The organism is Billgrantia ethanolica (genome assembly GCF_021404305.1).
Classification (GTDB): domain Bacteria; phylum Pseudomonadota; class Gammaproteobacteria; order Pseudomonadales; family Halomonadaceae; genus Halomonas; species Halomonas ethanolica.
Map to the genome: position 1 here is coordinate 1 of NZ_JABFTX010000018.1, position 448 is coordinate 448.

1 pseudogene is annotated in these 448 nt (G+C 65.0%); it reads left to right on the forward strand.

Annotation, left to right across the window (positions count from 1 at the left end):
• Window positions 1-448 (forward strand): annotated as a pseudogene (locus tag HOP53_RS21310) (chemotaxis protein CheA); the annotation flags it as partial.

The following is a 448-nucleotide window of genomic DNA, read 5'->3' on the forward strand; positions in this document are numbered from 1 at the left end:
GGGAGGCGCGCCTCAGGCAGAGGCCCCGGTAGCGGTGCCCGAGGTAGAGAAGCAGCAGGCGGCCCCGGCCGCAGTGGAGCCGCCCCCCCTGGCCTCGTCCGCCGGCGGTGTCATGCCCGACAGCGGAAAGCCTGCCAAGGCGAAATCCAAGGCCAAGGGCGGCGGCGAGTCCACTTCGATTCGGGTCTCGGTCGACAAAGTCGATCAGATCATCAACCTTGTGGGCGAACTGATCATCACCCAGTCGATGCTCGATCAGACCGTCAGCGAGATGGACAACGTCGCCAACAGCGCCCTGCAGAACGGCATGAGCCTGTTGCAGCGCAATGCGCGGGACCTGCAGGAGTCGGTCATGTCGATCCGCATGATCCCCATGGATTTCGTGTTCAGTCGCTTCCCGCGCGTGGTGCGCGAAACGGCCGCCAAGCTGGGTAAGGAGATCGAGCTG